Genomic DNA, 23,576 nt, shown 5'->3' with positions numbered 1-23,576 from the left:
CGGCGCCGGCGCGGAGGCCCCATGGACCCGTCCTTCCTCGTCCTCCAGGCCCTCTCCGGTCTCGCCAGCGCCTCGTCGCTGTTCGTGATCGCCTCCGGGCTGACGATCGTCTTCGGCGTGACCCGGATCGTGAACTTCGCCCACGGCTCGTTCTACATGCTGGGGGCCTACATCGCGGTCACGATCGTGCCGCGGCTCCTCGACCTGTCGTACTCGCCGGCCACCTTCTTCCTCGGGGTGCTGCTCTCGGCCCTCCTCGTCGGGCTGATCGGCGTCGCGGTCGAGGTGCTGCTGCTGCGCCGCATCTACCGGGTGCCGGAACTCTTCCAGCTGCTCGCCACCTTCGGCGTCGTGCTGATCGTCGAGGACTTGGTGCTCAAGGTCTGGGGCCCGGTCGACATCGCCGGCCCCCGCGCGCCCTCGCTGCGCCACGGCGTCGAGATCCTGGGGCAGCGCTTCCCGGCTTACGAGCTGGTGCTGATCGCGGTCGGGCCACTGGTGCTGGGTCTCCTCTGGCTCCTCATGCACCGCACCCGGTTCGGCGTGCTGATCCGGGCGGCGACCCAGGACCGCGAGATGGTCGGCGCGCTCGGCGTCAACCAGGCCCGGCTCTTCACCCTGACCCTTTTCCTCGGCGCCAGCCTCGCGGGGTTGGGCGGCGCGCTCCAGATCCCGCGCATCCCCGCCAACGCGCACATGGACCTCTCGGTCATCACCGATGCCTTCGTGGTCACGGTGATCGGCGGCATGGGCTCGGTGCCGGGCGCCTTCGTGGCCGCCCTGATCATCGGCCAGCTCCAGGCCTTCGGCATCCTGATCTTCCCGAAGGTGACCCTGGTCCTGGTCTTCGCCCTGATGGCGGTGGTGCTGGTGGTCAAGCCCTGGGGCCTGTTCGGCCGGCCCGAGGCCGCGTCCGGCCGGGTGATGCCGCCGGAGGGGATACCTGCCCTGCGCCGCTTCCGTCCGGCCGAGACCGCGCTCGCTTGCCTCGCCATCCTCGCGCTCTTGGCGGTGCCGCTCGTCGGCGACGCCTACAAGGTCAAGGTCGCGACCGAGATCCTGGTCTTCGCGCTCGCCGCCTTCTCGCTGCAATTCCTGGTCGGGGTCGGCGGCCTCGTCTCGTTCGGGCACGCCGCCTATTTCGGGCTCGGCGCCTACGCGGCCGGGCTGCTGGTCACCGGGCCGTTCAAGGCGCCGATGGAGCTGGCCCTCGTCGCCGCCCCTCTCGTCGCGGGCCTCGGCGCGGCCCTGTTCGGCTTCTTCATCGTCCGGCTGTCGGGCATCTACCTCGCCATGCTGACGCTGGCCTTCGGGCAGATCGTCTACGCGGTCTGCTTCCAGTGGGTCGAGGTGACGGGGGGCGACAACGGCGTCGTCGGGGTCTGGCCGTCCTCCTGGGCGGCGGGCCGCAACACCTACTTCTACCTCGTCGCCGCCCTGTCGCTCACCGCGATCGTCCTCTTGCGCCGGGTGATCTACGCCCCCTTCGGCTACACCTTGCGGGCGGCGCGCGATTCGGCCACCCGCGCCGAGGCGATCGGGCTCGACGTGCGCAACCATCGCTGGCTCGCCTTCACGCTGGCGGGCGCCGCGGCCGGGCTCGCGGGCGGGCTCTACGCCTTCATGAAGGGCTCGATCGACCCGACGCTCACCGGCATCCCGCTCTCGATCGACTTCCTGGTGATGGTTCTGGTCGGCGGCATCCAGACCGTCATGGGACCGCTCGTTGGCGCCGCCTTCTTCCACGCGCTGAAGGATGCGGTGATGCCGCTGACCGAGTTCTGGCGCCTGCTGCTCGGCCTCGCCATCATCGCCACCGTGCTGGCCTTCCCGCGCGGGCTCGCCGGGGCCGCCGAGGCGCTGCGGGGCCGCCGCGCGACGGCGCCCAAGACCGTAGAGGCCTCGGCATGACGCTTCTCGTCGTCGCGGGCCTGACCAAGCGCTTCGGCGGCGTCGCCGCCGCCAAGGACGTGTCGTTCACGCTCGACGCCGGCGAGATGCTGGCGATCATCGGGCCGAACGGCGCCGGCAAGTCGACCACCTTCAACATGGTGGGCGGGCAGCTCAGGCCCGATTCGGGCTCCATCACCCTTGAGGGCGCCTCGATCGCCGGCCTGCCGGCCCGCGCGATCTGGAAGGCCGGCGTCGGGCGCACCTTCCAGGTCGCCCAGACCTTCGTGTCGATGACGGTGGCCGAGAACGTCCAGATGGCGCTTCTCTCGCATCACGGCCGCTCGCGCGGCCTGTTCCGGGATGCCCGCGCCCTCTACCGCGACGAGGCGCTGGTGCTCCTCGCCGGGGTCGGGATGCGGGCCGACGCCGAGCGCCCGGTCTCGGAACTGGCCTACGGCGACGTGAAGCGGGTGGAACTGGCGGTGGCGCTGGCCTCGCGGCCGAAGCTCCTGCTGATGGACGAGCCCACCGCCGGCATGGCGCCGCGGGAGCGATCGAGCCTGATGGCGCTCACCGCCGAGGTGGCGAGGGCACGGAGCATCGGGGTCCTCTACACCGAGCACGACATGGAGGCGGTCTTCGCCCATGCCGACCGGGTGCTGGTCCTGGTGCGCGGCGAGATCATCGCCGCCGGCACGCCGGAGGAGATCCGGGCCAATCCGCGGGTCAAGCAGGTCTATCTCGGCGAGGCCGGCACCAAGGCGGCGATGCGCGCCCGCCGGAAGGCGGTGGCGTGATGGACAAGCCCCTCCTCGACGTCTCGGGTCTGACCGCAGCCTACGGCCGGGCCCAGGTGCTGTTCGGCGTGACGCTGCGGCTGCGTCCCGGCGAGGTCGTGGCCCTGATGGGCCGCAACGGCGCCGGCAAGTCGACGACGCTGAAGGCCATCATGGGGGTGCTGCCGCCGACCGGCGGCACGGTGTGGTTCGAGGGCCGGGCGGTGACGGGCTGGGAACCGTTTCGGGTCGCCCGCCTCGGCCTCGGCTACGTGCCGGAGGAGCGGCGCATCTTCACCGATCTCACGGTGATGGAGAACCTGGAGGTCGGCCGCAAGGTACCGGCCGACGGGCGCGCCGCCTGGACCCCCGAGAGACTCTTCTCGATCTTTCCCAACCTCGCCGAGATGCGCGGGCGCCGCGCCGCCGCGATGTCGGGCGGCGAGCAGCAGATGCTCACCATCGCCCGCACCCTGATGGGCAACCCGCACGCGGTGCTGCTCGACGAGCCGTCGGAGGGCCTGGCGCCGGTCATCGTCGAGCAGATGGCCGACGGGGTGCTCCGCATGAAACGCGAGGGCATCGCGGTCCTGCTCTCGGAGCAGAACCTGAGCTTTGCCGGCGCGGTCTCGGACCGGGCCTACGTGATCGAGAAGGGCGCGATCCACTTCGAGGGGACGATGGCGGCGCTCGAGGCGGACGAGGCGGTGCGGGAGGCGTACCTGACGGTGTGAGGGGCGTGTTCCCGAGTATGGCGCGGGTTTTCCCCTCCCCCTTGTGGGGAGGGGCCAGGGGTGGGGGTGGTGCCGAATGGACCTCAGCGGTGCCTTCTGCACCACCCCCACCTCCAGCTCCTCCCCACAGGGGGGGAGGAGAGGCGCTCTGACTTCGAAGCGTAGAGCGTCGAAACGGCGCCGGCTCCACGCCGGTCCCCCAACGAAACCGTTCGTAGGCGAATGATCGAGGTGTGACGTGAGACGCGTGGCAGGCATCGATGTCGGCGGCACCTTCACCGACCTTCTCCTGACGGAGGCGGACCAGTCCGGCGTGCGCGTGCGCCTCGCCAAGGTGCCGACGACGGTCCGCAACCAGGCCGAGGGCGTGCTGGCGGCCATCGCCGCCGCCGAGGTGGCGCCCGCGGACCTCGACCTCGTGATCCACGGCACCACCGCCACCACCAACGCGGTGCTGGAGCGCAAGACCGCCAAGGTCGGCCTCATCACCACCGAGGGCTTTCGCGACGTGCTCGAACTCGGGCGCCGCACCCGGCCCAAGCCCTACGGACTGTTCGGCACCTTCGAGCCGCTGATCCCGCGCGAGTGGCGCCGCGAGGTGCCCGAGCGCGTGATGGCCGACGGCGCGGTACGCACGCCCCTCGACGAGGCTGCTGTGGCGCAAGCCGTGCGCGATCTGCTGGCGGAGGGCTGCGAGGCCCTGGTGATCCACTTCCTGCACGCCTATGCCAACCCGGAGCACGAGCTGCGCGCCGGCGCCATCGCCCGCGAGCTCTGGCCGAATCCGTACGTCACCCTCGGCCACGCGCTCCTGTCGGAGTTCCGCGAATACGAGCGGGGTACCACCGCCTCGGTCAACGCCGCGGTGCAACCGATCCTCGACCGCTACATCCGGCGCCTCCAGGACGAGTTGCGGGCGCAAGGCTTCGCCCGCGACCTGCTGGTGATGAACGGCAACGGCGGCACCGTGCCGGCGGGACTGGTGGTCGAGGCCGCGGCCAAGACCGTGATGTCGGGCCCCGCCTCGGGCGTGATGGCGGCGGCCGCGACCCTCGCCCAGTCGGGGCTGAAGAACGCCATCACGTACGACATGGGAGGAACGTCGACCGACGTGGCGCTGATCGCCGGCGGCGTGCCGGAGGTCTCAGGTGAACTCACCATCGATTACGGCCTGCCGATCCACCTGCCGATGGTCGACGTGCACACGGTCGGAGCCGGCGGCGGCTCGATCGCCTCCGTGAACCGGGCCGGGATGCTCCAGGTCGGCCCCGAGAGCGCCGGTTCCGAGCCGGGCCCGATCGGCTACGGCCGCGGCGGCACCCGGCCGACCATCACCGATGCCAACCTGGTCCTCGGCCGCCTCGATCCGGCCCGGCTCACCGCCGTGCGGGCCGGCGTCTCGATCGACGCCATCCGAGACGCCTTCGCCCGCGACCTCGCAGGTCCCCTCGGCATGAGCGTCGAGGAGGCCGCCGAGGCGGTCATCCGCCTCGGCAACGTCCACATGACCGGCGCGATCCGCATGGTGTCGCTGTCGCGCGGCTACGACCCGCGCGACTTCGTGCTCTTCGCCTTCGGCGGCGCGGGGCCGCTCCACGCCGTGGCGCTCGCCCGCGAGCTCGGCATCCCGGAGGTGCTGGTGCCGGCGCGCCCCGGCCTCACCAACGCGCTCGGCTGCCTCGTCGCCGATCTGCGCCAGGACCGGGTGCGGACCCTCAACCGCCCCCTCGACGGGCTCGACATGGCGGATCTGCGCACCGTTCTGGAGGAGCAGGCGGCGGATGCGCTGGCGATGGTCGCCGAGGAGCAGTCGGAGATCGAGGAGACCACGGTCACCTACGGCGCCGACATGCAGTTCCGCGGCCAGACCCACCTGATCCGCGTCGCCCTGCCCTCCCCGAACATCGACCGCGCGGCGCTCCAGGAGCTGTTCGAGGCGGCGTATTTCCGTCGCTTCCAGGTCCGGCTGCCGGAGATCCGGGCGGTGGTGGTCAACCTCGTCACCTCGGTGATCGGACGGCGCAAGCCGTTCCCGCTCGCGGCGCTGATCGACGAGGCGGGACGCACCGATCTCGTCGGCGCCCGCCTCGGCACGCGCCCGGTCTATGCCGACGGCGCCTGGCACGAGGCGGCGATCTACACCCGCGAAGCCCTGCCGCTCGGGGCCGAGATCGCCGGGCCGGCGGTGATCCAGCAGATCGACGCCACGACCGTGATCGAGCCCGGCGCCACGGCGCAGGTCGACGCCATCGGCAACCTGAGGATTCGCGTATGACCCAGCTCGACGCCCTCACCCTGGCGGTGATCCAGGCCGGGTTGCAGCAGGTCTGCAACGAGATGGACATCGCCTTCTCGCGTTCGGCCTTCTCGCCGGTCATCGCCGAGGCCGACGACCGCTCGGACGGAATCTACGACCGCGACACCGGCGCGCTGATCTCGCAAGGGGAGTACGGCCTGCCGGTCTTCGTCGGCACGATGCAGTACTCGACAGGCGAATTGATCCGCCTGATCCGCGAGGGACGGGTCGGGGCGCCGGAGCCCGGCGACATCTACATCGTCAACGACCCGTATCTCGGCGGCACGCACCTGATGGACGTGCGGTTCGTCAAGCCGGTCTTCGTCGACGGCGCGCTGTTCTGCTGGCTCCAGAACACCGGTCACTGGCCCGATATCGGCGGCATGGTGCCGGGCGGATTCTCGGCGCATGCCACCGAGGTCGAGCAGGAGGGCCTGCGCCTGCCGCCGGTCAAGCTGTTCAAGCGCGGCACGATGGATCCGGAGATCTTCTCGATCATCTGCTCGAACATCCGCGTCGCCGACCAGCGCATCGGCGACATCAAGGCCCAGGCCGCGGCGCTGCTGATCGGCGAGAGCCGGCTCTCCGACCTCCTCGCCAAGTACGGGCCTGAAACCCTGGATGCGGCGATCAAGGAGATCCGCGCCCGCTCGGCCGAACGGATGCGGGCCGAGATCCGCCAGATCCCGGACGGGACCTACACCTCGGAGGCCTTCGTCGATTCCGACGGCGTGGTGAACGAGCCCCTGCGCATCGCGCTCGCGATGACCAAGGCCGGGGACGGCCTCACCTTCGATTTTTCCGGCTCGTCACCGCCCTGCCGCGGCCCGATGAACTCGGTGGTGGCGACGACCTATTCCTCTGTCTACCTCGCGGTGAAGCACGTCTTCCCGGACGTGCCGATCAATGCCGGCACCTTCGAGCCGCTGACGATCCACCGGCCGGAGGGCACCTTCCTCGATGCGCGCTATCCGCGGCCCGTCTCGGGCTGCGCCGCGGAAGTCAGCCAGCGCATCGCCGAGGCCGTGTTCCTAGCCCTCGTCCAGGCGATCCCCGAGCGTGTCACCGCGGCACCCGCCGGTACCTCGGGCAACTTCGCGCTCGGCGGCTTCGATCCGGCCAAGAACGCGCCCTACGTGATGTACCAGATCACCGGCGGCGGCTACGGCGGGAACATTGCCCATGACGGTCTCTCGAACGGCTGCTCGACCATCGGCATCTCGAAGACGGCGCCGGTCGAGGTGATGGAGCAGTATTATCCGGTCCTGTTCCGCCGCTTCGCCCTGCGCGAGGGGTCGGGGGGAGCCGGCGCCCATCGCGGCGGCTTCGGCGTCCATTACGAGGTAGAGCTTTTGCGCGGCGAGGCCCGGGCCTCCTTCGTGATGGATCACGGCCGGTTCGGCCCGCCGGGCGTGCTCGGTGGTGGCGACGGGGCGCCCAACGTGGTGCGCATCCACCGCGACGGGGAGACGATCACGCCGCTCCACCTGTCGAAGGACCAGAACATCGCGATCCGGGCCGGCGATCGGGTCGAGGTGATGACCCCGGGCGGCGGCGGCTACGGCGCGCCCGCCACCCGCGACCCCGCGCTCGTCGCCCGCGACCTGCGCCGGGGCTACTACCGGGACGACGAGGCGAGGGATCTGTGGGGGAGCCGATCATGAGCGCCGACAGCCTCTCCACCGAAGCGAGGTCCAAGAAATTCGGCGCGGCGGAGGCCGACGGCATCGTGCGCTGCGATGCCTGCCCGGTCCTGTGCCGGATCCGGCCCGGCCGCTCCGGTGCTTGCTCGCGCTACGCCAACGAGAACGGTCATCTGGTCCGCACCGATCCGGTCGTGCTGCTGCACGACGCGGCGGAAGCTGGCCAGAAGCTCGTCCCGTTCGGCGCGGCGGAGTGGGACGGGCGGGTGCTCGATCCCTCGCGCACCTTCGTCACCGGCATCGGCGCGGGCACCACCTACCCGGACTACAAGCCCGCCCCCTTCATCGTGGCGAGCGAGCACGAGGGCGTCGAGACCGTCACGGTCGTGACCGAGGGCATCTTCAGCTATTGCGGCGTGAAGGTGAAGATCGACACCGACCGCCATCTCGGCCCCGAGCGCGCCGCCATCCGCGTCGCCGGCGAGGAGGTCGGCCACGTCACCACCGCCGAGTACGGCTCGCAGATGCTCTCGGTCGGCGGGGTGCGCCATCTCACCGGCGGCTCGAAGAAGGAGGGCAGCGTCACCTGCGACACGCTGTTGCGCCTCTGCTCGGGCGACGCCGTCACGATGACGATCGAGGGCGGCCACGAGGTCGTGGTCCAGGCCGGCCGCGCGCCGATCGTCGACGGCGTGCCGGAGCAGCGCATGCGGGTCGGCTGCGGCTCGGCGACGGTCGGCATCTTCGCCCGGCAATGGCTCGGCCACGCCGACGAGGTGATCGTCGTCGACGATCACATCACCGGCGTGCTGACCGAGCACCAGGCCGGCAAGGTGCTGGGGATGCGCCCGGCCGGCATCCGGGTAAAGGGCCGGCGCTCGACGCCGGGGCGCTACTTCCAGGTCGCCAATCCCGGCATCGGCTGGGGCGGGACCGACATCGCCGACCCGCTCGCCATCATCCAGGCGATCGATCCCGCCACCGCCTGGCCGGGCCTGCGGCTCCTGATGACCTCGACCACCGGCGAGCACGCCCTCTGGGTCGTCCTCGACGACGATCTCAAGCCCGTCCCGGCCGAGATGCCGGCGCCGGTGCGCCAGGTGGTCGACCGGATCGGCGAGAATTGCGAGCCCTCGCTCTGCACGGTCCTGTTCATGGCCGGGGCCGGCGGGTCCTTGCGGGCCGGGGTCACCGAGAATCCGGTGCTGCTCACCCGCTCGGTCGCCGCCGGCGAGACGCGGGTGACGATGGGCGGCGCGCCGGTCACGGTCTGGCCCGGCGGCGGGATCACGGTGATGGCCGACGTGACGCGGCTGCCGAAGAACGCCTTCGGCTCGGTGCCGACCCCGGCGATCGTCGCGCCGATCGAGTTCACCCTGCCGCGCGATCTCTATACGAGGCTCGGGGGGCATGATGGGGACGTGGTGGCGATGACGGACATCCTGCGCGAGGTCGGACCCGCCGCCCGGATCGATCCGTGGAATCCCGATCATCCCTGGCCGGCCGGAGCGGTCGCATGACCGCCCCCCGACGGCGCGAGGCCCCCCCGGCGATCGACGCGGAGGCGATCCGCACCTACCGGGTCGAGGATCAGATCGGCTACCTGATCCGGCGGGCGCACCAGCGCGCCTCCGCGATCTTCGAGACCGTGATGCGCGATTTCGGCGTCACGCCGGTGCAGTACGCCGTGCTGTGCAAGCTCCACGATCTCGGGCCGACCTCGCAGAACCAGGTCGGGCGCCATGTCGGGGTCGATCCGGCGACGATGTTCGGCGTCGCCCGGCGGCTCGCCGCCCGCGGCTTCGTGCAGCCGAAGGCGGATGAATCCGACGCCCGCCTGGTGGTGCTGGCGCTCACCGACGAGGGGATCGGGGTGATCGAGGCGATGAAGAGCCGCGGCGGCGAGGTGACGGCCCGCACCCTCGATCCCCTCTCCCCCGACGAGGCCGCAGACCTCGTCCGCCTCCTCGCCCGGCTCGGCTGAAGGATGGACGGCCCGGCACACCAGCTCCTGGCGGATGGCCGGCTGCATCTGCAGCACGGCCCGATCGACTTGGTGCTGCGCGCCTTCGGGGCGGATTTTGCGGTGGCCGAGGCGCACCGCGCCGCCGTCGATCGCTTCGCGACGGTGCTGGGCGAGCTCGTCGGCGAGTTGCCGGAATTGCGCAAGTCCATGAGCGATCGGCCGCGGGTCGAGGGCGCGATCGCCCGCCGGATGGTCGCGGCCTGCCGGCCGCATAGAGGCTTCATTACCCCGATGGCCGCGGTGGCGGGCGCGGTCGCCGACGAGATCCTCGCGGCGATGTGCGAGGCCGCGCCCCTCGACAAGGCCTTCGTCAACGACGGCGGCGACATCGCGCTCCACCTCACCGAGGACGAGACCCTGGCGATCGGCGTCGCAGCGGATTTTTCCCGCGGCCCGGTGCCGGCGGTGAACGGGCGGGTGATCCTGCGCCATCGGGATGGCATCGGCGGCATCGCCACTTCGGGGCGGCAGGGCCGGTCCTTCTCCCTCGGGCTCGCCGATTCGGTGACGGTGCTCGCCCGCGACGCCGCCACGGCGGATGCCGCCGCGACGCTGATCGCCAACGCGGTCGACCTGCCCGGGCATCCGGGCGTGGAGCGCGCGCCGGCCAGCGACCTCGACCCCGATTCCGACCTCGGGCCCCGCCTCGTCACCGTGGCGGTGCCGGCCCTGTCCCCGGACGAGATCGCCGCCGCTCTCGATGCCGGCCGGGCCCGCGCCGCGGCGATGCGCGCCGCCGGCCTGATCCGTTCCGCCGCCCTGATGCTGCAGGGCCAGTCCGTGCTTCTCGAAGAACCGAGGGAGATCCGCCCATGATCGAGGTCCGCAAGATCGTCGTCACCGTCGAGGAGGTCCGCCACGACGGCGGCCCCGCCCTCGACACCCCGATCCTGAAAGGGTCCGTCGCCTGCCTAGTGCGGAACCCCTTCGCCGGCCGCTACGAGGCCGAGATCACCCCGATGATGGATGCGCTTAAGCCCCTCGGCGTCGAGTGCGCCCGCAAGCTCCTCGACGCGCTCGGCGGCGATCCCGCTCGCATCGAGGCCTACGGCAAGGGCTCGCTCGTCGGCGCGTCCGGCGAGCTCGAGCACGGCGCGCTCTGGCACGTCCCCGGCGGCTACGCGATGCGCGAGCTGCTCGGCCAGGCGCTCGCCATCGTGCCGTCGATGACCAAGGTCGGGCCGATGGGCGCGTCCCTCGACGTGCCCATCCACCACAAGGACGCGGCCTATGTCCGTTCCCACTTCGACGGCGTCACCGTGGCTTTGGCGGACGGGCCGCGCGCCGATGAGATCCTGTTCGCGCTCGCCATGACCACCGGCGGGCGCCCGCACGCTCGCGTCGGCGGACTCGCAAAGGAGGCCATCGCCAAATGGGACGGGCAGCGCTGAGGGACGGGCAGCGCTGACCCCCGGCGCCCTCCCCACCCCTGACAACATTTAACAAGCTTGCGCCCGCGCCGCAAAGGGCGGCATACAGGTTGTCAGGAACGGATGAGGAGGGCGCGGGCGCGATGGAATCGGCAGTGCAGGAGGCCGTCGGGGCCGAGCCGCAGGGCCAGGCGAGGGCGTCGGGCCTCGCCGAGGGGGTCTATCACGGCATCCTGTCCGAGATCGCCGGCGGCACCTACGGCGAGAACCAGAAGCTGCCGAGCGAGAACGAGCTGGCGGCCCGCTACAAGGTCTCGCGCCCGGTGGTCCGCGCCGCGCTCGAGCGGCTGCGGCAGGAGAACGTCATCGTCTCGCGCCAGGGCGCGGGCAGCTTCGTGCGCAGCCAGGGCCGGGCCCCGGCTCTGGGCTACGCCCCCGTCGAGAGCATCGCCGACATCCAGCGCTGCTACGAGTTCCGCCTCACCATCGAGCCGGAGGCGGCCCGCTACGCCGCCTTGCGCCGCAACGGTCCGGCGCTGGAGCGCATCCTCGCCGCCCTCGACCTGATGAACACCGCGACGCGCCAGCAGCAGCACCGCGACGACGCCGATTTCGCCTTTCACCTCGCCATCGCCGAGGCCTCGAACAACCACTATTACGGCGCCTCGCTCCAGGCGCTGCAATCCCACATCGCGGTCGGCATGAAGATCCACGGCCTCGCGCTGCTCGGCCCCAATTCCGGCCTGCAGGGCGTGCTCGACGAGCACCGCGCCATCTTCGCGGCAATCCGCGACGGCGATTCCGAGACCGCCCGCGACCGGATGCACCGCCACATCTGCTCCTCGCGCGACCGGCTGTTCGAGGGGCGGATGCTCGACCTGTCGCTGTAGGCGGAGCAGGCGCGGCCGGGCCGCCGAGGGCACTGCCGCGGCCGCCATCCTGTCGCCTGTCCGTGCTGCTGGCAGATCCGGATCCGGTTCCCGAACGGGTCGTGCACCTCCATCTGGTCGCCCCAGGGCAGGCGCTCGAGCCCGGGCCGGCCGTAGCCGTCGTTCTTCGCGATCAGTTCCGCGTGGAAATCCCGTAATCCCGTCATCCGGACGAACGCCGTCGAGCCGGGGCTGGCATCGCCGTGATGCTCGCTGAGATGGAGTTCCAGGCCGGCCCGCGCGACGGCCATGTACAGGGGCGGGCCGGGCTCGTGACGGTGCTCGAGCGTCACCGCGAAGCCCAGGAAATCGCGGTAGAACTCCCGGGCCTTCGCCACGTCGAAGATGCGCAGGATCGGACTCGTCCGATGGAAGGCGATGCGGTCCGGCCGGTCGTCGTCGAGGAGGCCCGCGGCGGGTTTCCAGTCGCGCAGGCCGAGAGAAGCCGCGACGAGTTCGAGGCTGTCGGCGTGCGAGAGGTCGATCCGGCGGCTCGCCAGGGCGGATCGCAGTCGCCTGGCCATCGTCTTCGCTTGGTCGCGGGTCGGTGGGTCGCCTGTCGGCATGGCCGTCTCCTGCGCCGGCGACGGGTCATCGGGGCTCGCATTGCCGATCCGTCGCCGGGCTGAGCGTCCCGAGAAGGACTGCCGGAGAGAATCCGAACGTGGTGCCTTCACCGTATCCCCGAGGGACGCGAACGGCTGGCGGCACCTGCCGCCGCCGAATCTGCCAGGGCCGCGCCGCCGTGGCAATCGGGAGCGCTCGCGACCCGCCGCGGGAGTCCCGCTTGACAACCCCACCCCGACTCCCGTACCGCATGACAAGTTTACAACAAATCGAGTGCCTGTCTGGGCGCCGAACGGGAGGGACGGGCATGCAGGAGGCTGGCGGCTTGGCGGATCGGCTCATCGCCCCGGCTGGACGCGCTCACGTCCTGCTTCCAGGTGACGCCCGATCGTCCTCGGCCGTCGATCGGTTCGGTCGCCACGTCGGCGCCGCCCGCCTTTTGGTGCGGCCCGGCTCGATCGGGGTGCTCGCCGATGTTGTCAGGTTGTCAGGGGCGGTCGGCCGCGCATGAGCCCGATGCCGATCCTGCGTCTCCTCGCCGACGACCTCACCGGCACCCTCGACACGGCGGCAGGCTTCACCGGGCTCGTCGGGCCGGTGGAGGTCGCATGGGTCGGCGCCGCCCTCCCCTCGAGCGGCAGCCTCGCCCTCGACACCGGCACTCGCGAGCGCGACGCGGCCGCGGCAGCCCGGATCGCCGCCGGAGCGGCCCCGATGCTGGCAGGCGCCGACCTCGCCTTCAAGAAGCTCGACAGCCTGCTGCGCGGGCCCTGGGCGGCGGAGCTCGCCGCCTGCCTCGGCGGATGGCGTCACGCGATCGTGGCCCCGGCCTTCCCCTACCAGGGCCGCCGTACCCTGGACGGCCGCCAGCTCGCCCGCCGGGGCGAGGGGTGGGAGGCGGTCTCGGGCGACATCGCCGAGGCCTTGCGGGCGGTCGGCGTGCCGGCCCGCCGCGCCGTGGTCGCGGACGGGCTCGTCGAGGGCGTCGCCGTCTACGACGCGGTGGACGACGACGACCTCGACCGGATCGCCGCGCTCGGGACAGGCGCGCCGGTCCTGTGGTGCGGCAGCGGCGGCCTCGCCGGGGCGCTCGCGCGCTCCGCGCCCGCCCCCACCGGCGGAGGCCTGCACGGCCCGGTCCTCGGCCTGTTCGGCTCGGACCGGCCGGAGACCGAGGGCCAGCTCGCGGCCTGCCCGGAGCACCGGCTGGTCCTGAGTGCGGACGGCGACCATGCCGGCGCCGTCGCCGACCGGCTCGGCGGGGAAGGCGTCGCCCTCGTCAGCCTCGCGCTCGCCCCGGGCACCGCCCGGGACGAGGCCGCCTCCCGCATCGCCGCCGCCTTCGGGCGCCTCGCCCGCGCCCTGCCGCCGCCCGGCACCCTGATCGTCGCCGGGGGCGAGACGCTGAAGGCGCTCTGCCTCGCGCTTCAAGCCGAGGCCCTGGTCGTCACCGGCCAGGTCGCCCCGGGCCTGCCGCGCTCGCGGATGCGCGGCGGCCTGTGGGACGGTACCGCCATCATCTCGAAATCCGGGGCGTTCGGCACGCCCGCCGTCTGGCGCGACCTGCTGCGCGAGAACGGCCTCATTCACGAAAGGACCGTCGCGTGACCCGTCACCTCGCCATCACCATGGGCGATCCCGCCGGGATCGGCCCCGAGATCATCGTCAAGGCCGCGCACAAGCTGCGCGACCGCCTGGCCTCGGGCGACCTGAAGCTCGTCGTCATCGGCAGCAACCCGGCGCTCAAGCGGGCGGAGACCGCGCTCGGCCTCGGCGTCGAGATCCCGGAGGTCTCCGGCGACGGCGAGTGGCCGGCGCTCTGCTGCCTCCAGGCCGACGCGGAAGGGGCGCCGATCGAGCCGGGCAAGCTCAGCGCCGATGGCGGCCGCTTCGCCTTCAAGGCGATCGAGCGGGCGGTGCATCTGGCGCTCGCCGGCACGATCGGCGGCATCGTGACGGCGCCGCTCAACAAGGAGGCGCTGAACCTCGCCGGCTACCATTATGCCGGCCATACCGAGATGCTGGCCGACCTCACGGGCGTGCGCGGCTCGGTGATGATGCTCGCCCACGGCAACATGCGGGTGAGCCACGTCACCACCCACGTTGCGCTCCAGGACGTGCCCAAGCGCCTGACGCCCGAGCGGCTGCGCCTCGTCATCGACCTCACCCATGCGGCGCTGAAGGGGATCGGGCTGGAGAAGCCCCGCATCGCCATCGCGGCGCTCAACCCCCATGCCGGCGAGGGCGGCCTGTTCGGCCGCGAGGACATCGATGTCAGCGCGCCGGTGATCGCCGGCAAGGTGGCCGACGGCCTCGACATCGTCGGCCCGGTCCCGGGCGACACGGTGTTCGTCAAGCTCCGGGCCGGCCAGTACGACGCGGTGGTCGCGATGTACCACGACCAGGGGCACATCCCGGTCAAACTCCTCGGCTTCGAGGTCGACCCTAAGACCGGCCGCTGGGTCGACCTGTCGGGCGTCAACATTACGCTCGGCCTGCCGATCATCCGCACCTCGGTCGATCACGGCACCGCCTTCGACATCGCCGGGCGCGGCATCGCCAACGAGCGCAGCCTGATCGAGGCCATCGAATACGCCGAGCGTCTCGCCGCCAACGGCGTGGTCACCCAGAGGAGCGCCGCGTGAACCCTCTCTCCACCCCCATCGAGATCGTCCGCCCGGACATCGCCTTCGGCTCCGGCACCGTCGCGGAGGTCGGCCGCCGCGCCCGCGCGATGGGCGCCCGCACCATCCTGGTCGTCGCCGACGCCTTCAACGCCACCCGGGTCGACCTCCTCGACCTGCCCGGCGAGGTGCGGGTGTTCGGCGAGGTGAAGCCCGAGCCCGACATCCCGAACCTGGAGCGGGCGCTGGCGCTCGCCGAGGAGATCAACCCGGACCTCGTCGTCGGCTTCGGCGGCGGGAGCGCCATGGATCTCGCCAAGCTCGTGGCGGTGCTGCCGGGCAGCGGCCAGACCCTGCACGAGGTCGTCGGCCCCGAGAAGGTGCGGGGCCGCCGCATCGGCCTGATCCAGGTGCCCACCACCGCCGGCACGGGCAGCGAGGGCGGCACCCGGGCGCTGGTCACCGATCCGGCCACCCAGAACAAGCTCGCGGTGCAGAGCCGCTTCATGCTGGCCGACGCCGCGGTCATCGATCCCGACCTCACCATGACGGTGCCGGCCGCGGTCACCGCCGCCACCGGCGTCGACGCCATGGCGCATTGCGTCGAGGCCTTCACCAGCAGGAAGGCCCACCCGCTGATCGACCTCTACGCGCTCGAGGGCATCCGCCTCGTCGGCCGCTTCCTGCCCCGCGCGGTGCGCGACGGGGGCGACCGCGAGGCCCGGGCCGGGCTGGCGCTCGCCTCGCTCTACGGCGGGTTCTGCCTCGGGCCGGTCAACACCACGGCGGGCCACGCCGTCGCGTACCCGCTCGGCACCCGCCACCACATCCCGCACGGGCTCGCCTGCGCGGTGATCTTCCCGCACACGCTGGCCTTCAACGCGCCGGCGGTGCCGGAAAAGACCCGCCAGGTGATGGCGGCCCTCGGCCTGCCGGAGAGCGACGACGAGGCGGCGGTGGTGGAGGCGACGACGCGCTGGTGCGCCGATCTCGGCATCGCCATGCGCCTGTCGGCCCACGGGGTGCCTGCCGGCGATCTGCACGCCATGGCGGCGGAGGCCTACGCCATCCGCCGGCTCCTCGACAACAACCCGCGCGAGATCAGCCAAGAGCAGATCCTCGCCCTCTACCACGCCGCCGGCTGAGGAGCGCCGATCCCATGACCGATCCCGTCTTCCCGCGCGGCGTCTTCTGCGCCGCCCTCACGCCCCTCGATTCCGATCTCAACCCGAATTATTCGGCCTTCGCCGCCCATTGCCGCTACCTGGTCGACGAGGGCTGCACCGGCGTCGCGCTGCTCGGCACCACCGGCGAGGCGAACTCGTTCTCGTCCGACGAGCGGATGCGCCTGCTCGAGGCCGCGCTCGCCGGCGGCGTCGCGCCCGATCAGCTGATGCCCGGCACCGGCGTCGCGGCGATCCCCGAGAGCGTGGCGCTCACCCGCCACGCGCTGTCGGTCGGCGTCGCCACGGTCGTGCTGCTGCCGCCGTTCTACTACAAGGGCGTCTCCGAGGACGGCCTGGTCGCGGCCTATTCGCGGATCATCGAGGGCGTCGGCGACGATCGTCTGCGGGTGGTGCTCTACCACATCCCGCAGATGTCCGGCGTGGCGATCCCGCACGGGGTCATCGCGGCCCTGCGCGAGCGCTTTCCCGGTATCGTCACCGGCATCAAGGATTCGTCCGGCGACCTCGCCCATATGACGGCGCTGATCGAGCGCTTCCCGGGCTTCTCGGTGCTGGCCGGGGCCGACCCGCTGATGCTGCCGCTCCTGAAGGTCGGCGGCGCCGGCGCGATCACCGCCACCACCAACCTCTGCGCCCGCGACCTGCGCTTCGTCTTCGACCACCACGCCGATCCGGCCAAGGCCGACGCGGTCGCGGCGGCGCAAGCCCGGGTGGTCGCCACCCGCGAGCGCGCCTCGCGCTTCGCCCAGATGGCCTCGCTCAAGGCGATGACGGCGGAGCGCACCGGCGATGCCGGCTGGCACCGCCTGCGCCCGCCGCTGATGCCACTTTCCGAGGCCGAGCGCGCCGCGCTGCTGGGGACGACCGGGGGGCTGGCCCGGGCCTCCTGAGATCGGCCCAGAAACGGCGCGCCAAGATGCCGGTCAGGTTTCTCACCTCCATTACGGCCCCTTTCCCGGATCTCCTTCCGTTGACGCTGATTTCGTCCGGGAAAGGGGTGATTCATCAAGTCGTTAATTACTAATACACTACCCGAGGAGACGCCCATGCATGAATTCACCGAGGGCGAGAGCCTGACCATCGCGGTCATGGTGGTCGCCTACATCCTGTTCACCGGCTGGCTGACCCTGAAGCTGCGCAGCCGCACCAACGCCCAGTTCATGACCGCGTCGCGCTCGATGCCGGCGCTCGTCGTCGGCGTGCTGCTGATGTCGGAATTCGTCGGCGCCAAGTCGACGGTCGGCACCGCGCAGGAGGCGTTCAACTCGGGCATCGCCGCCGCCTGGTCGGTGCTCGGCGCCTCGATCGGCTTCCTGCTGTTCGGGCTCCTGATCGTCCGCCGGATCTACGATTCGGGCGAGTACACCATCTCGGCCGCGATCGCGCAGAAATACGGCAAGTCGACCATGATGACCGTCTCTGTCATCATGATCTACGCGCTGCTGCTCGTGAACGTCGGCAACTACGTCAGCGGCGCGGCCGCGATCTCGACGGCGCTCCGGGTCAACATCCCGACCGCGATGTGCATCATCGCGGCGGTGAGCACGTTCTACTACGTGTTCGGCGGGCTGAAGGGCATCGCCTGGGTGACGATCCTGCACAGCGCCATCAAGGTTGCAGGGATAGGCATCATCCTGTGGGTCGCGCTCTCGGCCACCGGCGGCATCGCCCCGATGCAGGCGGCGCTTCCACCCGAATACTTCAGCTGGGACGGCAAGATCGGCGCCGCCACCATCTTCGCCTGGACCTTCGGCACGGTCGGGGCGATCTTCTCGACCCAGTTCATCGTCCAGGCGATCTCCTCCACGAAGAGCGCGTCCGCGGCCCGGGCCTCGGCCCTCTACGCGGCGGCGTTCTGCCTGCCGCTCGGCATCGTGCTGGCGCTGATCGGGCTGGCCGCGAAGACGCTCTATCCGAGCATGAACAGCCTCTACGCGCTGCCGATCTTCCTGAAGACCATGCACCCGCTGCTCGCGGGCGTCGTCACCACCTCGCTCGTCGCCTCGATCTTCGTCAGCGTCAGCACCGTGGCGCTCGCCATCGCGTCGCTGGTCGTGCGCGACTTCTACGTGCCGTACTGGAAGCCGGACGCGGCCCGGGAACTGCGCATGACCCGCGTGTTCTCGCTCGTCATCGCCGTGGTGCCGCTGGTCTTCGTGTTCTTCATCCCGGAGATCCTGAAGCTGTCGTTCTTCACCCGCGCGCTTCGCCTGTCGATCTCGATCGTCGCGATGGTCGGCTTCTACCTGCCCTGGTTCGGCTCGAACCGCGGCGCGACGCTCGGGCTCCTCGGCGCGGCGCTCGCCACCACGGTCTGGTACGCGCTCGGCAACCCCTACGGCGTCGACAACATGTACATCGCCGCGCTCGCACCACTCGTCGTGATGGGCATCGAGCGCGTCTTCCGCTGGGGCGACAAGGAGCAGGCCGAGCCCGAGCCCGCCCGCCCCGCCACCACCGCCTGACCCCGGAGAGACACCGATGCTCGACACCGTCCAGACGCCGATGGACCGCACCGGCGAGGTCCGGCCGGTCGCCGGCGATCCCGACCGCCGCGAGGCCTTCATCCCGAGCCCCTGCGTCCAGAACCACGCCGCCAACATCATGCCGTTGCGAAACGGCGACCTCGCCTGCGTCTGGTTCGGCGGCACGCAGGAGGGCATGGCCGACATCTCGGTCTACGGCGCGCGCCTGCCCGCCGGCAGCGACACCTGGAGCGCGGCGCAGAAGCTCTCCGACGATCCCGCCCGCTCGGAGCAGAACCCGATCCTGTTCAACGCGCCGACCGGCGACCTGTGGCTGATCTGGACCGCCCAGGTCTCGGGCAACCAGGACACCGCCCTGGTGCGCCGGCGGATCTCGCACGATCACGGCACGACCTGGGGCCCGATCGAGACCCTGTTCGCGCAGCGGCCGGGCTGCGGCACCTTCGTGCGCCAGCCGCCGGCGGTGCTGGGCAACGGCACCTGGCTCCTGCCGATCTTCCACTGCCCGAGCGTGCCGGGCGCCAAATGGGTCGGCGACGACGATACCAGCGCGGTGATGATCTCCTCGGACGAGGGCAAGACCTGGCGCGAGGTGGCGGTGCCCGACAGCACCGGCGCCGTGCACATGAACGTGCTCGCCCTCCACGACGGCACGCTGCTCGCGCTCTACCGCAGCCGCTGGGCCGATTCGATCTACGAGAGCCGCTCGACCGACAACGGCGAAACATGGTCGGCCCCGGTGCCGACGGAGCTGCCGAACAACAACTCGTCGATCCAGGCCACCGTGCTCGCCAACGGCCACGTCGCGCTGGTCTTCAACGCGACCAACGCCGAGGCCGCGACGGAGCGCCGGGCCTCGCTCTACGACGAGATCGAGGACGAGGAGCCCGCCACCGACGCCGCCCCGGCTCCGGTCGATCCGAACAAGCGCACGGCATTCTGGGGCACCCCGCGGGCCCCGCTGACCCTCGCGATCTCGCCCGACGGCGGTCGCACCTGGCCGCAGCGGCGCGACGTCGAGACCGGCGACGGCTACTGCATGACCAACAACTCCCGCGACCGCTCGAACCGGGAATTGTCGTATCCGTCCGTCACCCAGACGCCGGACGGGGCGATCCACATTGCGTTCACGTATCACCGCCAGGCGATCAAGCACGTGCGGGTGAGCGAGGCCTGGGTGGCGGCCGGTGAGTGAGGCGGTGCGCCACGCCCTCGTCACCGGGGCGAGCTCGGGGATCGGCGCGGCGATCGTCGCCCGCCTGCTCGACCAGGGCTGGCAGGTCACCGGCGTGAGCCGGAGCGCGGGCGGGCCCGCGCATCCGCGCTACCGCCCCCTCGCCCTCGACCTCTCGGACCTCGACGCCATCGCGCCGGCGATCGGCGAGATGCGGGTCGACGCCCTCGTCCACGCCGCCGGCCTGCTGCGGGTCGGCCGCCTCGGCGAGCTGCCCCCGGAGGACGGCGCCGCGATGTGGCGGCTCCACGTCGAGGCGGCGAGCCGTCTGGCCGATCTCCTCGTCCCGCGCATGGCGGCGGGGGGACGGGTCGTGCTCGTCGGCAGCCGCACCGCCGCGGGCGCGGCGGGGCGCGGTGCCTACGCGGCCTCAAAGGCGGCCCTCGTCGGGCTCGCCCGCTCCTGGGCCGCCGAGCAGATGCCCCGCGGGATCACCGTCAACGTCGTCGCCCCGGCGGCGACCGAGACGCCGATGCTGACCGACCCGTCGCGGGGCGCCGTCTCGCCGAAGCTGCCGCCGCTCGGCCGCTTCATCCGGCCGGACGAGGTCGCGGCCGCCGTCGCCTACTTCCTGTCGCCGGAGGCCGCCGCGACGACCGGCCAGCAGCTGGTGGTCTGCGGCGGCAGCTCGCTGTAGCGGGAGGCCGCTCACCGGACCTCGGCGCGGACCGGGGCGGCGGGGGCCGCCGCGGTCCGGCGGCGGCGCAGGCCGGAGGCGATCAGCACGTAGAAGAGCGGGGTCGCGAACACCGCCAGCACCGTGGCGGTGATCATCCCGCCGAGCACGCCGGTGCCGATCGCCCGCTGGCTGTTCATGCTGGCCCCCGTGGCGACCGCCAGCGGCACGACGCCGAGGATGAAGGCGAAGGAGGTCATCACGATCGGCCGGAAGCGCAAGCCGCAGGCCTCGAGCGCCGCCTCGCGCACCGGCCGGCCCTGCGCCACCAGGTCCTTGGCCACCTCGATGATCAGGATCGCGTTCTTGGCGGTGAGGCCGATCACCGTGATCAGCCCGACCTTGAAGTAGACGTCGTTCGGCATGTCCCGAGCCAGCATGGCGAAGACCGCCCCGGCCACGCCGGTCGGCACCACGAGCAGGACGGCGAGCGGGATCGACCAGCTCTCGTAGAGCGCCGCCAGGCACAGGAAGACGCAGAACAGCGCCAGCGCCAGGAGGTAGACGGCCTGCGAGCCCGACAGCTTCTCCTGCAGCGACTGCCCGGTCCAGGCGTAGTCGAAGCCGGGGGGCAGCTGGGCGGCCAGCCGCTCCATCTCGGCCATCGCGTCGCCGCTGGCGAAGCCCGGCGCGGCGCTGCCGGAGATCTTGATGCTCGGATAGCCGTTGAAGCCGACGACCTGCGACGGCCCCATCGTCCAGGAGACCCGGGCGAAGGAGCGCAGCGGCACCATCTGGCCGGCGGCGTTGCGCACGAAGAGGTCGAGCAGGTCCTCCGCCTTCATCCGGGCGGCGGCCTCGGCCTGCACGATCACCCGCTGCATCCGGGACTGGTTGGGGAAGTCGTTGACGTAGGCCGAGCCGAGGCTCGTCGAGAGCGCGTCGTTGATGTCCGCGAAGGTCACGCCGAGGGCGCTCGCCTTATGGCGGTCGAGAACGAGCTCGATCTGCGGCGCCGTCGGCAGGCCCTCGACGTAGATACCGGCCAGGATCGGGCTCCGGCTCGCCGCGGCCAGGAGCTGGTCGCGGGCGGCGGCGAGCGCCGCGTAGCCCTGCTGCGCCTTGTCCTGGAGGCGGAACGAGAAGCCGCTCGAATTGCCCAGCGCCTCGATCGCCGGGGGCGAGAGCGACATGGCGATGGCGTCGGGCAGGCCGCCCAGCACGGCGTTCGCCCGCGCGCTCACCGCCTCGGCGCCGTCGCCCGGGCCGCGCTCGGCCCAATCCTTGAGCGTGACGAAGGCGATGGCGGCGTTCTGGCCCTGGCCCGAGAAGCCGAAGCCGAGCAGCGTGGTGCGGCCCGCCACCGCCGGCTCGGCGGCGAAATGCGCCTCGATCCGCTCGACCACGTCGCGGGTGCGGGCGGTGGCCGATTCCGGCGGGGTCTGGGCGTCGACGATGACGTAGCCCTGGTCCTCGACCGGCAGGAAGCTCGACGGCATCCGGGCGTAGCCCCAGCCCAGGGCCGCTACCAGGGCGGCGTAGACGAGGAGCGCGCGCACGGGCCGGCGCAGCATCCCGGCGACCCCGGCCCGGTAGGCGAGCGTGCCGGCCCGGAGGCGGCGGTTGAACCAGCCGAAGAAGCCGGTGCCCGCATGGCCGTGGCCGGGGGCGACGGGCTTCAGCAGCGTGGCGCAGAGCGCCGGCGTCAGCGAGAGCGCCAGGAAGGCCGAGAACGCGATCGAGGTCGCCATGCTGACCGCGAATTGCCGGTAGATCACCCCGACCGACCCGGGAAAGAACGCGAGCGGCACGAACACCGCGACGAGCACCGAGGTGATGCCGACGATCGCCCCGGTGATCTGGCCCATCGCCTTGGCGGTGGCCTCTTTCGGGGGCAGGCCCTCCTCGGCCATGATCCGCTCGACGTTCTCCACCACCACGATCGCGTCGTCGACCAGGATGCCGATCGCGAGCACCATGCCGAACATCGTCAGCACGTTGATCGAGAAGCCGGCCACGAGCAGCGCGCCGCAGGTGCCGGCGAGCGCCACCGGCACCACGATCGTCGGGATGATCGTGTAGCGGATGTTCTGGAGGAACAGGAACATCACCGCGAAGACGAGCGCCATCGCCTCGGCGAGCGTCATCAGCACCTTCTTGATCGAGACCTCGACGAAGGGCGTGGTGTCGTAGGGCACGGTGACGCTGACGTTCGCCGGCAACGTCCGTTGCAGCTGGGCGATCTTCGCCTTGACGCCGGTGGCGGCGGCGAGCGCGTTGCCGCCGGGCGCGAGCTGGATGCCGATGCCGGCGGCCGGGCGGCCGTCCTGGCGGGTCTGCATCGCGTAGGACTGGGCGCCGAGGCTCACCTCGGCGACGTCGCGCAGGCGCACCAGCGAGCCGTCCGGGTTGGCCCGCAGCACGATCTCCTCGAACTCGGCGACGCCGGTGAGCTGGCCCTTCACCAGCACGCTCGCGGCGATGCGCTGGTCGTCCCGGGCCGGCTGGGCGCCGACGAGGCCGGAGGCGACCTGGGCGTTCTGCGCCCCCACCGCGGCCGTCACGTCGCCGGGCGTCAGGTTGAAGCCGACGAGCTTTCCCGGATCGATCCAGATCCGCAGGGCCTTCTCGGACGAGAACAGGGTGGCGCGCCCGACCCCCGGCACCCGGCGCAGCTCGCCCAGCAGGCGGCGCGCGGCGAGGTCGCCGAGATCGCTCTCGCTCAGGCCGCCGTCGCGGGAGGTCACCACGACGAATTGCAGGAAGCTGGTGCTCGCCTCCTCGACGATCACGCCCTGCTGGGTCACGGCGCGGGGCAGCCGCGCCTCGACCCGCTTGATCCGGTTCTGCACCGCGACGGTCGCCTTCGCCGGGTCCGAGCCCGGCGCGAAGGAGGCCATGATCTGGGCCTGGCCCGAGGTGTCGCTGGTCGATTCGAAGTACATCAGCCCCGGGATGCCGTTCAGCTCCTCCTCGATGATCCGGGTGACGCCGTCGTAGAGCCGCTCGGGCGGGGCGCCCGGATAGGTCGCCGTCACCTGGATCGTGACCGGGGCGACGTCCGGGTATTGCGACACCGGCAGGAAGGCGATCGCGATCGCGCCCACCAGCATGATGAAGATCGAGATCGCCCAGGCGAAGATCGGGCGCGTGATGAAGAAGCGGGTCATGGCCGGTCCTCGTCCCGTGGGATCG

The 23,576-nt window shown here is 71.6% G+C and carries 18 protein-coding genes and 1 pseudogene; 17 read left to right on the top strand and 2 right to left on the bottom strand.

All coding sequences use genetic code 11. The annotated features are described in order from the left end of the window. Positions 1-21 precede the first annotated feature (21 nt). From HPY23_RS00755 to HPY23_RS00710, 10 genes are all read left to right on the top strand, one after another. The gene (locus HPY23_RS00755) at positions 22-1,911 is read left to right on the top strand and encodes an ABC transporter permease (protein ID WP_091887348.1); all 1,890 of its coding nucleotides are present in this window, start codon (positions 22-24) and stop codon (positions 1,909-1,911) included. Then, entirely contained in the window at positions 1,908-2,690 is a 783-nt protein-coding gene (locus HPY23_RS00750) for an ABC transporter ATP-binding protein (RefSeq protein WP_200601858.1), read from the top strand. Before HPY23_RS00755 ends, HPY23_RS00750 begins: the two co-directional genes overlap by 4 nt. Continuing rightward, positions 2,690-3,403, top strand: a complete 714-nt coding sequence (locus HPY23_RS00745; RefSeq protein WP_060850153.1) for an ABC transporter ATP-binding protein — start codon at positions 2,690-2,692, stop codon at positions 3,401-3,403. The genes HPY23_RS00750 and HPY23_RS00745 overlap by 1 nt, the downstream gene beginning before the upstream one ends. A gap of 238 nt (positions 3,404-3,641) precedes the next feature. Further along, a complete protein-coding gene (locus HPY23_RS00740; protein WP_091887351.1) occupies positions 3,642-5,678 on the top strand; it encodes a hydantoinase/oxoprolinase family protein in 2,037 nt (678 codons plus the stop codon). After that, on the top strand, positions 5,675-7,363 hold the full coding sequence (locus HPY23_RS00735; RefSeq protein WP_091887352.1) for a hydantoinase B/oxoprolinase family protein: 1,689 nt from the start codon (positions 5,675-5,677) through the stop codon (positions 7,361-7,363). The genes HPY23_RS00740 and HPY23_RS00735 overlap by 4 nt, the downstream gene beginning before the upstream one ends. Beyond that, positions 7,360-8,862: a 6-hydroxynicotinate reductase gene (locus HPY23_RS00730; protein WP_091887467.1), complete on the top strand. Its 1,503-nt coding sequence runs from the start codon at positions 7,360-7,362 to the stop codon at positions 8,860-8,862. Before HPY23_RS00735 ends, HPY23_RS00730 begins: the two co-directional genes overlap by 4 nt. Then, entirely contained in the window at positions 8,859-9,326 is a 468-nt protein-coding gene (locus HPY23_RS00725; RefSeq protein ID WP_091887354.1) for a MarR family winged helix-turn-helix transcriptional regulator, read from the top strand. The genes HPY23_RS00730 and HPY23_RS00725 overlap by 4 nt, the downstream gene beginning before the upstream one ends. Before the next feature lie 3 nt (positions 9,327-9,329). Further along, positions 9,330-10,184, top strand: a complete 855-nt coding sequence (locus HPY23_RS00720; RefSeq protein ID WP_091887356.1) for a UPF0280 family protein — start codon at positions 9,330-9,332, stop codon at positions 10,182-10,184. Further along, entirely contained in the window at positions 10,181-10,759 is a 579-nt protein-coding gene (locus HPY23_RS00715; protein ID WP_060850148.1) for an amino acid synthesis family protein, read from the top strand. The genes HPY23_RS00720 and HPY23_RS00715 overlap by 4 nt, the downstream gene beginning before the upstream one ends. Before the next feature lie 122 nt (positions 10,760-10,881). After that, the gene (locus HPY23_RS00710; RefSeq protein ID WP_091887358.1) at positions 10,882-11,628 is read left to right on the top strand and encodes a FadR/GntR family transcriptional regulator; all 747 of its coding nucleotides are present in this window, start codon (positions 10,882-10,884) and stop codon (positions 11,626-11,628) included. Positions 11,629-11,750: 122 nt separating this feature from the next. On the opposite strand, the pseudogene HPY23_RS32745 reads toward HPY23_RS00710, so the two are convergent. Then, positions 11,751-12,191: pseudogene (locus HPY23_RS32745) on the bottom strand (glyoxalase superfamily protein); the annotation flags it as partial. A gap of 559 nt (positions 12,192-12,750) precedes the next feature. Between HPY23_RS32745 and HPY23_RS00700 the strand changes: the two are divergent. The 7 genes from HPY23_RS00700 (at position 12,751) to HPY23_RS00670 (ending at position 20,402) form a co-directional block, all read left to right on the top strand. Beyond that, positions 12,751-13,842, top strand: coding sequence for a four-carbon acid sugar kinase family protein (locus HPY23_RS00700; RefSeq protein WP_091887469.1), 1,092 nt, complete (start codon positions 12,751-12,753; stop codon positions 13,840-13,842). Beyond that, the gene (pdxA, locus tag HPY23_RS00695; protein ID WP_175539978.1) at positions 13,839-14,879 is read left to right on the top strand and encodes a 4-hydroxythreonine-4-phosphate dehydrogenase PdxA; all 1,041 of its coding nucleotides are present in this window, start codon (positions 13,839-13,841) and stop codon (positions 14,877-14,879) included. Before HPY23_RS00700 ends, pdxA begins: the two co-directional genes overlap by 4 nt. Next, positions 14,876-16,003, top strand: a complete 1,128-nt coding sequence (locus HPY23_RS00690) for an iron-containing alcohol dehydrogenase (protein WP_091887360.1) — start codon at positions 14,876-14,878, stop codon at positions 16,001-16,003. Before pdxA ends, HPY23_RS00690 begins: the two co-directional genes overlap by 4 nt. Before the next feature lie 14 nt (positions 16,004-16,017). Next, positions 16,018-16,935 (top strand): dihydrodipicolinate synthase family protein, encoded by a 918-nt coding sequence (locus HPY23_RS00685; protein WP_091887362.1) that lies wholly within the window; start codon positions 16,018-16,020, stop codon positions 16,933-16,935. Between the two features lie 156 nt (positions 16,936-17,091). Further along, positions 17,092-18,510: a sodium:solute symporter family protein gene (locus HPY23_RS00680; RefSeq protein WP_091887364.1), complete on the top strand. Its 1,419-nt coding sequence runs from the start codon at positions 17,092-17,094 to the stop codon at positions 18,508-18,510. Positions 18,511-18,526: 16 nt separating this feature from the next. Next, the gene (locus HPY23_RS00675; RefSeq protein ID WP_091887366.1) at positions 18,527-19,726 is read left to right on the top strand and encodes a sialidase family protein; all 1,200 of its coding nucleotides are present in this window, start codon (positions 18,527-18,529) and stop codon (positions 19,724-19,726) included. After that, a complete protein-coding gene (locus HPY23_RS00670) occupies positions 19,719-20,402 on the top strand; it encodes an SDR family NAD(P)-dependent oxidoreductase (protein ID WP_091887368.1) in 684 nt (227 codons plus the stop codon). The genes HPY23_RS00675 and HPY23_RS00670 overlap by 8 nt, the downstream gene beginning before the upstream one ends. Before the next feature lie 11 nt (positions 20,403-20,413). On the opposite strand, the gene HPY23_RS00665 is transcribed toward HPY23_RS00670, so the two are convergent. Continuing rightward, positions 20,414-23,551, bottom strand: a complete 3,138-nt coding sequence (locus tag HPY23_RS00665; protein ID WP_091887370.1) for an efflux RND transporter permease subunit — start codon at positions 23,549-23,551, stop codon at positions 20,414-20,416. Positions 23,552-23,576: the final 25 nt, after the last annotated feature.

It is taken from the genome of Methylobacterium ajmalii (assembly GCF_016613415.1).
In the GTDB taxonomy this organism is placed as follows: domain Bacteria; phylum Pseudomonadota; class Alphaproteobacteria; order Rhizobiales; family Beijerinckiaceae; genus Methylobacterium; species Methylobacterium ajmalii.
This window is presented reverse-complemented; position numbering and strand designations above follow the sequence as displayed.

Bases quoted from the DNA above. Each gene is read 5' to 3' on its own strand.
- HPY23_RS00685 (WP_091887362.1), top strand. From the start codon at position 16,018: ATGACCGATCCCGTCTTCCCGCGCGGCGTCTTCTGCGCCGCCCTCACG.
- HPY23_RS00675 (WP_091887366.1), top strand. From the start codon at position 18,527: ATGCTCGACACCGTCCAGACGCCGATGGACCGCACCGGCGAGGTCCGG.
- HPY23_RS00710 (WP_091887358.1), top strand. From the start codon at position 10,882: ATGGAATCGGCAGTGCAGGAGGCCGTCGGGGCCGAGCCGCAGGGCCAG.
- HPY23_RS00720 (WP_091887356.1), top strand. From the start codon at position 9,330: ATGGACGGCCCGGCACACCAGCTCCTGGCGGATGGCCGGCTGCATCTG.
- HPY23_RS00755 (WP_091887348.1), top strand. From the start codon at position 22: ATGGACCCGTCCTTCCTCGTCCTCCAGGCCCTCTCCGGTCTCGCCAGC.
- HPY23_RS00700 (WP_091887469.1), top strand. From the start codon at position 12,751: ATGCCGATCCTGCGTCTCCTCGCCGACGACCTCACCGGCACCCTCGAC.
- HPY23_RS00665 (WP_091887370.1), bottom strand. From the start codon at position 23,551: ATGACCCGCTTCTTCATCACGCGCCCGATCTTCGCCTGGGCGATCTCG.
- HPY23_RS00745 (WP_060850153.1), top strand. From the start codon at position 2,690: ATGGACAAGCCCCTCCTCGACGTCTCGGGTCTGACCGCAGCCTACGGC.
- HPY23_RS00750 (WP_200601858.1), top strand. From the start codon at position 1,908: ATGACGCTTCTCGTCGTCGCGGGCCTGACCAAGCGCTTCGGCGGCGTC.
- HPY23_RS00715 (WP_060850148.1), top strand. From the start codon at position 10,181: ATGATCGAGGTCCGCAAGATCGTCGTCACCGTCGAGGAGGTCCGCCAC.
- HPY23_RS00725 (WP_091887354.1), top strand. From the start codon at position 8,859: ATGACCGCCCCCCGACGGCGCGAGGCCCCCCCGGCGATCGACGCGGAG.
- HPY23_RS00730 (WP_091887467.1), top strand. From the start codon at position 7,360: ATGAGCGCCGACAGCCTCTCCACCGAAGCGAGGTCCAAGAAATTCGGC.
- HPY23_RS00735 (WP_091887352.1), top strand. From the start codon at position 5,675: ATGACCCAGCTCGACGCCCTCACCCTGGCGGTGATCCAGGCCGGGTTG.
- HPY23_RS00680 (WP_091887364.1), top strand. From the start codon at position 17,092: ATGCATGAATTCACCGAGGGCGAGAGCCTGACCATCGCGGTCATGGTG.